This window comes from Nocardia sp. NPDC049526, from assembly GCF_044465765.1.
Classification (GTDB): domain Bacteria; phylum Actinomycetota; class Actinomycetes; order Mycobacteriales; family Mycobacteriaceae; genus Nocardia.
In genome coordinates this window covers 1-9,697 of record NZ_JBITMA010000035.1, presented here as the reverse complement: position 1 = coordinate 9,697, position 9,697 = coordinate 1, and the positions used below count along the sequence as shown (strand labels likewise).

Genomic DNA, 9,697 nt, shown 5'->3' with positions numbered 1-9,697 from the left:
CTGGCCTTGCGTCCCCAAGATCTCGATCCCGTGCAGTCGGTGATCCTCCTACGAGAAAAGGGCGGCACCGAAGTGTGGCAGCCGGTCTCCCCCACACTGATGCGCGCGCTGTGCCGCCACGCCCAACAGCGCGGAGCCGCACCGAACGAGCAACTGCTGCGCACACGCAACGGCAAGCCCATCACTCGCCGTCGCTACAACTACCTGTTCGAGCGCCTGGGCCGATATCTGCCCTGGGTCATCACCCACGGCATCTCCATCCACTGGCTGCGCCACACCACAACCACCTGGGTCGAGCGCCGCTACGGCGGCGCGACCGCACGCGAGTTCGCCCGCCATGCCCTCGGCAGCGCCGGACCCACCGGTGTCTACACCACGGCAACAATCAACGAAGTCGCATCCGCGCTCGCCCACCTCACCGGGGAACCCCACCCCCTAGCCACAACGGACACGCCAGCAAAGAAGAACCATATGACGACATAAACGACGCAGATGGTCTGCCCCGAGGTCGGCGATAGCCACCTGGACGAACTCTTCGGCATTGGCCCACAGGCCAATGCCGGTCCTCGGGCCCCATCAGGCTGAGTTGAGTCCACTGGTTCACAGCCACTCGGCCCGGTCCTGCACCCGCGTCCTCGAGGCGGTGCGGCGATGACAACACCTGACTCAGCCTGCGGCGAACGCCGAGACCATTGCCGCCGCGCGAGTGCTACTGACCCAGACGGGCATCTCTCCCGCCGATCTGGTCACCTGCGGTGTGGCGGTGCCGACCTTCGGCGAAGTCATCCCCAAAGTGAAAACGTGTCGGCGGGCACGCTGCGCACGTACAACACCCACTTCGAGCACCTCCTCGCGGCGTGGAGCGATCACCGCCCGCAACGGAAAGCCCATCACCGCACGGCGTTTCGACTACATCTGGCGCCGAGTCGGCGACACCTTGCCGTGGGTCGCTACCCAAGGCACCAGCATGCACTGGCTACGCCACACCACCCTCACCTGGGTCGAACGCACCTTCAGCTACGCCGTCGCCCGCGAATACGCCAGACACCGAGGCAAAGCCAGCGGCACCACCGCCACCTACGTCAAATCCCATCTCCAAGAAGTCGCCGCTGCGCTGTCGATACTCACCGCCGAACCGCATCCGCTTGTCCCGGGCACCGAGCCGCACACACGATGTGCCCTCCGCACGCTGATCACGTGTCGCGACGAAGGTCCTAGAAAGCCACCCAACGGCAAGGACTCATCAGCCAAACCCTGCCGTCCTGGGCACCCAGGGCATCCGGCCCCCCTGAACACCCACGCCCTTATGGAAGGGACTCGTCAATGCATCAGCACGCCAATACCTCTCGACAGCGGGTCGCTGAAGGTGTTGGATACCTGACAGAGCTTTCGTTGCAGGTACCAGCACCACAAACGCGCCGTTACAGCGCGACGGCTTGGGAGGGGGTCCCCCGCATGGACTTCGACCTCACGTGTCCACACTGCAGCCAGCTCGACTCGGTTCAGAGTGTGCCCGCCTTGAATGCGGACGGTGTGTCGACCAGCTCCGGAACGAACGTCTATTCCGGCGTTGGTGTGGCTTCAACCGGCCTGGTCCCGGTGTTCGGTACTGCCACGGTCGAGCGCACTCACACCACATCACTTGCACGGAGTCTGGCCCGCGAGCCCGCACGTACTCCAGCCGGGCGCCTGACCTTCTTTGCGCTTGCGCTGTTGTTGCCAGCGATGTGCTGGATCGTTCCGGCAATCATCTCCGTCGCCAAGCCGTATCCCGGCGTATCGCGATGGGTCGCGGCTCTTTCCACCGTGATCTTCTTCGTGGTCCTGACCACGCCTGGCGGCCTCCTGCTCAGCGTTGCTGTACGGCGTATTCGCCGCAACGGGAGAGTCGTCCGAGGACGTCGGCGCGCTCACGCCGTGTGGCAGGCCGGTTTCTACTGCCATCGGTGCGGTGTCGCGTTCTGGCCCTTGTCTCCAGCGCCGGGCATTCCTTCACGGCAAGCCTTCCCGCCGCAGCACTTCCGGTGGTTCGTGAGGAACGCCGGTGGTTACGCCAGCGCCTGAATCCACCATCGAGTCGGAAGAGGTGGTTGATGTGGCGGTCGGCTTCGGTGATGCACTCGCCGACATCGTGCCGCCCGTTGCGCGGGCGGCGGTAATCAGTTGCCGGGCCTGTTTGACGCTGATTTCGAGCAGATCAGCCACATCCTCGTCAGTTTGATCTTGGTCACGGATCACCGCGGCGGCAACAGCTTGGTCGGCGCGGTGGCGGGCGATTTCCTCAATGGCTCGTGATTCGACTGCGCTGATCTGCTGCCGCAGCGCCTCGATTTCTTGGTCACGCTTGGCTTCACACGTCGTGATCGCCTGCCAATCGATGAGGTACCGCTTCACCGCGTCGGTGATCGCTCGCTCCCGCTGACGTGCCTGTTCTCGGCGTTCACGAATACGCGCACGCGAACGTTCCAGTCGCTCAAGAGCTTCCGGGGATCGAACTGTCCGCAGTGACCGCGGCGGACGACGCAACGACATGGCCGACCTCCTAGTCGGGCCTGCCTGCTGATTCTCCCGCGATCGATCATACTCCGCACTCGCGCGGCGAGTCTCGGTCGTATTTGAACGATGATCTGTTGTCGGCTGCCAGGGGAAGGGACCACTTCGGAGACGGTTTTGCCACGAAGTTGGGTTCTGGCGCAAACAGTGTTTGCGCCAGAACCCAACTTCGTGGCAACCGACAGGTACCTGAAACAGCGGGAACCGGACTGGCTCAGGAAGGTGATCCAGAAGATTGACGCTGCACCCCGCCACCCGTCTTCTGTCGGCAGATGGCAGCACAGTTCGCCCACGGCGGCTGGATCGTCGACCTTCTCCGGACCATCACCGAGATGGTTGACGCCTACCGAGGTGGAGCCTCTACCAACCAGCTGTGCGAGCAGTACGAGCTCTCGAAGGGCGGACTGCTGAAGATCCTGGGGAAGCATGGCGTGGAGATGCGGAACCAGCCGATGACCGAGGAAGAGATCGACTGGGCAACAAAGCTATATGCTGAGGGACAGTCGCAATGCTGTCGCCCGGAGTCTGGGCAAAGCCCAGGGAGTGTGTGGAAGGCTCTGCGAAACCGAGGGATTGAGACGCGGCCAGCGACACGGTAACTGTGCGTAGCTAAGGTCAGCCTGGCAAGTCCACGTTGCGACTTCTCATACGCATTTGCCCACCGACTATCAAAGAAATCCACGCTGGTGTAGCTGGCATCTCATAAACCGATTCGGGTTCTTCGCCGTAAACAGCCGCTATCAATCCACCAATCGCCATAAGCTCCGGTTCTACCACGCGAATATCGGAAGACAGCCTGCGCCAGTGCCAGCTGTCGCCCATGGCAGCCGCAATAGTCTGGTCGGCGGAATTTACGATTAGCCTAAGTAAATTAAACTCGCTTGCTCGATCAGCAGTGCCTATCGTGCGGAATGCAATCTCTTCTGCAAATCGTTGGATCATCCATGCAGGAATTCCAGTTATGCTATGCGTTGTCGCCATACCGGAACTAACCGAGAATAGCCGCTTCTCATCGTGTTGATTTGGATAGAAGTAACGGTCATCCACACGAGAGAACCCATGAGCAAGTGGAGCCAAAATATGATCAGAAAGGGTGCTAGGGAGTGGCGAGTTGTCGAATGATACAAGGGAGTACTCAAGCGACGGTTCATTAGCACGTACACGAAGGAGCGCGGCTTCGCGGAAAGCGCTTATCGACCGATTCTGGTCTACCAGACATAGCAGCGAGCCTGCGTCGCCCAGGGTGTCTGCACGAAGCATTAGGCGAGTCGTGGCTCCCTCTGATTCGTCTTCATCCAACAAAGGCTCGTGGTCAGTAGTATAGGCAACCAGGGATTCCCCTAGGCGTAGCACATCTTCTCGTTCCACTCCGAGCACTCGAAACCATTCTTTCGGCACCGAATTCATATTGTGTCTCTAACAGCAGCAATGCCTTCCGGTTTCACGAAGTTTGGATTAATCTCACGGTCCGTGCGCGTACTTCGTCTGTCGCTGCCACATTCCCAGCGCTCCATGCATTCAAGCTGATGCATAGGCACCTTGATTTTTGCCGTAATCTCACCTTGTCGATGAAACCGCCGAAATCGAGAGTAAGAACTCAAATCGCGCACATCTTCCGCGAACCCTTCTAAAGGCACAACCGGGTTTGGCAAGACAGGAACCCATCCGGAAAAAATATATCCTGGAGACTTGAAGTTATCCGTAGCATATGTAAGAGCCGTCCGATGTGCACTACGAATGTAATTTGATCCGCGTCCACGTGGTCCAGCAGCCCGCATCCGAACGCCAGCAGTCAGTGATATGAAAGGCGTATCCATCGCTACCGCAGCATACTCTTCGAGATGATCGTGCAGCGCATCCGCGGTTAGCTTGAGGGAAATTTCAGTATTGCTGATGACTCCCACTCGTTGCCACCATCGGCAAATAAGCCCGCTATCTAGAAGGATATGTCGTGCCGCATCTTTGTCAAGACCGTTGACCCCCTTTAGGAACCGCTGAAACCACATGCTCATCATTCTTGCATTCCTAGCCCGCAGAGGCGACCACACCGAACCTACATAATTGATACCGAGCGGTTCTTTTGTGGCATCGCGACCTGCACGGGGATTGGATCCTGACGGATCGTCCTTGAGCGGCGCTGCAGCAACGCGCAACTGGCGCTTGCCGCTCTGCTTCGCGGTTGCCTCCGGCCACGGTCGCCGAGCTGGTTGCCGCTTACAGGACTGACCGCCCTTACCGAGGGGAAGGCATGCCGGTTCTTGTCGCGACTGCGGATGTGCGGTTCAAGTAACGTCCTCGATCCCGTACATCCGTCGGGCTGACAGGATTTGAACCTGCGACCACCTGACCCCCAGAATGCTGGTTTCCGTCCTGGGCAGTCTTGCTGAGTCTGTCCCGTCCAGGTCAGAGGCTCTTCAACGTCCAGCTCGTATTGCTCAGTCTGCGTTGTATCGACCCGTCTTGGCAAGCTCTTGGCACGCTCGATATCACCTCCAGCCAGCACGGACGCGTTCATAACGGACATCGGCGCCGCGCCCACCAATACCGCAAGTGTGGCAAACGAACTCACATAAGTTCTCGACGAGTCCGCAGCATTCGACAACCGCGCGATTTCGGCACCGGCCCGAGTTTGTCCCGCGACCCCATCCAGCAGTGAGCTCGCGGCTTCGCTAAGGCGGCGGCAGCGGCTCAAGCATCTGACGCCGTACACGCTGAGCCACACTGGATTTACGGGAAGTCGCAGGGTGGACGCGATGTGGTCGTACCGTAGAACGCGATCGGTAGCGGTTACCGACTCGTGCTCGGCGTCACGGGACGCTCGACAGCGAGGGAGGCGAGCCGCGGCCACGTCCGCGAGCCCAGGCTTCTCAGGCGTTGATCGAGGTACCGCCGAGGGTTGTCTGGTTGCCGGTGACCGCGTTGTAGCGTTCGGCGGCCTGGTCCTGGGGCAGTCCCGCGTATCGATACGCTTGCAGACTGGGCACATCGGGATATCGCGCCATCAGTTCGGTCGCTGCCCGCGTCACCGAACCCAGTGTGGTCCATAGCTTTTTGCCGACAGCGGCCATCTCGCGGCCACGCGCCTGGGGGTTGTGGGCTGATTCATCGGCGAGGTCGAATTGCGTTGCCTCGAGGAACTCCCACCCGCCCCGAGTCCTCCACACCCGGAACCGTCACGGCCCTCAGATTACCCATCACGATGGGCAAGTCCGGTGTTTGGCGGAAAACGCCCAGTTCAGCGCTACCCATCAACCGGGCGGTTGTTGGACCGTCACGCAGGTGTCACAGGCCGACACGCATGCGACCGTATTTCCCGAAGGCTAGGCGTGTGACCTGTGGCTTTGATGTTGTCTCACAGCGGCTTCGTTGCTTGACTGTCTCATCACGTGCTTCTTTTCCTCGGCTCTGCGATTGGTGGTCGGTGAGGATTTCGCTGATGAGATCCACGACCTACTGCACCACACACCCCGGGGCTTGTGGGGTGCCGGCGAAGCGGTCGGCGAGGAAGTTCATGCCGCCGAAGGCTTCGCCCGCGGCGGCTCCGATATGGGTCGGGAACAGCGAGTGGATCGCGGTGAGGGTGGCGCCTCGAGCGCAGTAGGTATCGACGAGGGCGGTGTAGCCGGCGACGGGGATCTTCTCGTCGGCGACGCTGTGGTACAGGTACAGCGGGGTGTCGGGGGTGGTGCGGCCGAGTTCATTGGGCATGGCGGCGTTGCGGAAAGCGGGCTGCGCCAACAGGTTCGGAACTGTGGCCAAGTCGTCGACGTGGATGTCGGAGTATTCCTGAGCCAGATCCGCACCGCAGGAGGAGGTGTCCGCGGCGACCAGCGCGCGGCGGCCCCGGTCGTTCAGCAAGTCGGCCAACCGGGAGTCGGGTTCATTGCGGGCCAGCCCGAGCAGGATCAGTATCGCTCCTACGGCGCCGTCGGCGCGTTGTGCCACGGCCGGGATATCGGTGGGGATTCCGCCGGCGCTGGTGCCGACGAATCGCACGTCTGGCGCATATTCCTGACGCAACTGGGTGGCCCACAGCGTGGCGAAGGCTCCGGCCGAGTATCCCCAGGAGCCGATCGGGCTCGAGGCATCGATGCCGGCTGGGGTGAAGGACCGTGCGGCCCGGATTCCGTCCAGGACTCCACGCCCGGATGTCACGCCGTCGAAGAGCCGGGACTGCGGCCCTTCGTAGTCGCTGACCACGACGGCCCAGCCCCGCAGCAGTGCGTCCGCGATGAACGGCGCATCCTGCATGGCGCTCGCCATGTTGCTGTCGCTGCCGCCGCGCAGTGTGGCCGACGGCGCGCACCGGGTGTCGAGACTGTTCTCGGGTACCTGGTACGACAACACCGGCCGCGGCCCGTTCCAGGGCACCGGCGGCACCAGCACCGTGGTCACGTCCAGCTGCGGATGCTCTTCGGAATCGGTTGTGCGATAACGCAATTGCCACGCCGCGACCGGTATCGGCAGACCGAGCAGTGAGATCGTCCGCGATCCGAGCACCGCGCCGTTCGGATGTGACGCGAGATCGGGGGGTGCGGCATAGAAGGGATCCTCACCAGGGGACAGCGCTGCGGCTCGCGCGACCGGCATCGACAACGCTGCCGCCAGCATGATCATGGCGAGCGTGAGGGGCGCAAACCATCGCAGACCGATCCGCCACCACATCGGTTGCCAGGGCGCGCCGCCGACCGGCAGACCGGGCACACCGGTAGCCGAACACATTGTGCGGCAAGCACTTTCCCGATATGTCGACAACATATGCCCGGATTTCATCACGCCTCCCGCGTCCAACTATCCGACGCGCAGGCACTCTGGCCCGCACCAACCGGTCACTCCACTGAGGGTTTGGATCACGGTAGCATAACGATTTCATATCTACAGTTATAAAGTTTTCAACAAATGTTGCGGCCGCCCAGAAAGGAGAAGAAAGCTCTCCTGGACCGAGCCGAGATGCGGGTGTTTGCTCGCGACCTGGCAGGCAATTGCTTGGCATTCGACGCCATCGCAACCGGTCTGTGATTTGTACACGTCTGTTCGCCTCACAAAACCTGACGTCGGAGGCGCAAAACTGGTCTGACCGGGGAAAGCATGGGCGAGGCTCCGGAAAATCACTGCCTCGCCGAGACGTTTTCAGCAAACGGCAGTATGGTGCTCGTTCGAGACCCCGGAAACGGCTGTGCAGCGGAATTAGGGATGCGTACACGGAGGTCGCGGGCAGGAGATGCGATGCCGACAACATGGATTCGATGGCTCGTTCTGGGAGTCATATCGGCGGCTGCATTCGCCACCTTGCCCGTGGGACCGGCGAGCGCCGATCCGGTCGATGAGATCCCGGGTGGGCTGGAGACGTTCTATCACCAGCCGCTGGTCTGGAAGCCGTGTAACGACGCGGCGCTCGACGGCGCGGGGGCTCAGTGCGCGGGCGTTGTCGTACCGCTCGACTACACCCGGCCGGACTCGCGCATGCTGACCGTAGCGATCTCGCGTATCCCGGCCACCGACCCGGACCGAAGACGCGGGATCATGCTGTCCAACCCCGGCGGTCCCGGCGGTCCGGGCCTGAGCATGATCGCCGACCTGCGGGATCGGCTGACACCGGATGTCCGTGCCCGCTACGACCTGATCGGCATGGACCCGCGTGGTATCGGCCGATCGGACCGAATGAGTTGTGTGCTGCCGCTGCCCACCATGTTGTTCTCGGCCGGCTTCGACGCCTTCGGCTACGCGCGCGACGCCACCCTGGCCGCCGCGTTCGCGGCTTCCTGCGTAGTACCCGATCCCGAGAAGGCCCGGTCCATCACCACCCGCAATACCGCCCGCGACATGGATGTCATCCGCAGTGCGTTCGGTGAACGCGAGCTCAACTATTACGGCGACTCCTACGGCACCTACCTGGGCGCGGTGTACACGCAGATGTTCCCTCAGCACAGTGACCGGATCGTGCTGGACAGCGCCATCGACCCGGACCGCTACTGGATCGGCACCTACCAGGACATGGGTGCCGTCAACGAGGCCGGGCTCGACGACTGGGCGATCTGGGCGGCCCGCCACGACGCCGACTACCACTTCGGTAGCAGCGGAGCGCAGGTCCGAGCCTTCGTCGAGGATATGATCCGACGTGCCGCCACGCATCCGGTCATCGGCAACGGCTATCTCATCGACGAACACACCGTTCCGATGATGCTGCTGTCGCTGTTGTCGAATCCGAAGAAGAACACCAACCTCGCCGAACTCGTGCGGACCCTGGCCGACGCGGTGTCCGGGCTGCCCGTCGACATGGAGCAGCTGAAAGCGAAGGTCAGCGGTCCCGTTGCGTTGGATGCTTCGGGCATGGCCGCGGTCCTGTGTGGCGACAAGGCCGCACCTCGAGATCTGGCCTGGTATCGCCGCAATATCGAAAGCGTCCGGGCGACGCAACCGGTGTTCGGCGCGTTCGCCAACAACATCACCGCCTGCGCGTTCTGGCCGGACCCGGTCGAGCCGCCCACCGCCGTGAACAACCCGACACCAGCCCTGATCCTGCAGGCGACCCGCGACACCCGCACCGCCTACCAGCAAGGCCTTGCACTACACCAGGACCTGACAGCGTCACGAATGGTCACACTGGCAGACACCCGCGTTCACGGCGTCCTCGGCTCCGACCTGAGCCACTGCGCCACCGACACCGTCAACACCTACTTCCGTGACGGTACCCTCCCCGTTGCCGACCTCACCTGCCAACGCGACCCGAACAATCTCCCCGACTAATCGCCCGCAGTGCCCAGCGGCACGATCCACTCGACAAGCGCCGCACTACCACCGCGGCAGACGACTTCACCACAGTCCCACCTATCCACCGCCGCCCTCGTCGACCCGTAGGCCGTTTCGGCGAGACCGTCTCACACGCGCTTCATGCATGAAGTAGACACGAAACCATTCGTGAGATTATGAAGCGAGGGACAGAGCCAAGTTCAGTGAGCGCCGTCACGGTGGTGTCGGTCCGATGGGGTGCGTCATCGACGGCGTTCTCGAACACTCCCCGGCCGAATATGTTCGCCAGCCACGCGTTCCGAACGAGTCACCCACGCTAGGGCTTTCGCATCTGCAGTTCGAGGCGCTGCTGTCGGCGGCACGGGACTCGGCCAACCGGTTCGATTTCGCGCTC

The 9,697-nt window shown here is 62.2% G+C and carries 6 protein-coding genes and 1 pseudogene; 2 read left to right on the top strand and 5 right to left on the bottom strand.

Features of this window, described 5'->3' with window-relative positions:
- Positions 1–483: pseudogene (locus tag ACIBW7_RS43000) on the top strand (site-specific integrase); the annotation flags it as partial.
- A 1,509-nt stretch (positions 484–1,992) separates the two neighbouring features.
- Here the strand turns inward: ACIBW7_RS43000 and ACIBW7_RS42995 are convergent.
- From ACIBW7_RS42995 to ACIBW7_RS42975, 5 genes are all read right to left on the bottom strand, one after another.
- The gene (locus ACIBW7_RS42995; RefSeq protein WP_397056916.1) at positions 1,993–2,532 is read right to left on the bottom strand and encodes a hypothetical protein; all 540 of its coding nucleotides are present in this window, start codon (positions 2,530–2,532) and stop codon (positions 1,993–1,995) included.
- Between the two features lie 636 nt (positions 2,533–3,168).
- Positions 3,169–3,960: a hypothetical protein gene (locus ACIBW7_RS42990; protein ID WP_397056914.1), complete on the bottom strand. Its 792-nt coding sequence runs from the start codon at positions 3,958–3,960 to the stop codon at positions 3,169–3,171.
- Complete coding sequence (locus ACIBW7_RS42985) at positions 3,957–4,568, bottom strand: hypothetical protein (RefSeq protein ID WP_397056912.1); 612 nt, start codon at positions 4,566–4,568, stop codon at positions 3,957–3,959. The genes ACIBW7_RS42990 and ACIBW7_RS42985 overlap by 4 nt, the downstream gene beginning before the upstream one ends.
- An 852-nt stretch (positions 4,569–5,420) precedes the next feature.
- Entirely contained in the window at positions 5,421–5,717 is a 297-nt protein-coding gene (locus tag ACIBW7_RS42980; protein ID WP_397056910.1) for a hypothetical protein, read from the bottom strand.
- Positions 5,718–6,003: 286 nt separating this feature from the next.
- The gene (locus ACIBW7_RS42975; RefSeq protein WP_397056908.1) at positions 6,004–7,257 is read right to left on the bottom strand and encodes a lipase family protein; all 1,254 of its coding nucleotides are present in this window, start codon (positions 7,255–7,257) and stop codon (positions 6,004–6,006) included.
- 522 nt (positions 7,258–7,779) lie between these two features.
- Here ACIBW7_RS42975 and ACIBW7_RS42970 point away from each other — a divergent pair.
- Positions 7,780–9,300 (top strand): alpha/beta fold hydrolase, encoded by a 1,521-nt coding sequence (locus tag ACIBW7_RS42970; RefSeq protein ID WP_397056906.1) that lies wholly within the window; start codon positions 7,780–7,782, stop codon positions 9,298–9,300.
- Positions 9,301–9,697 lie beyond the last annotated feature (397 nt).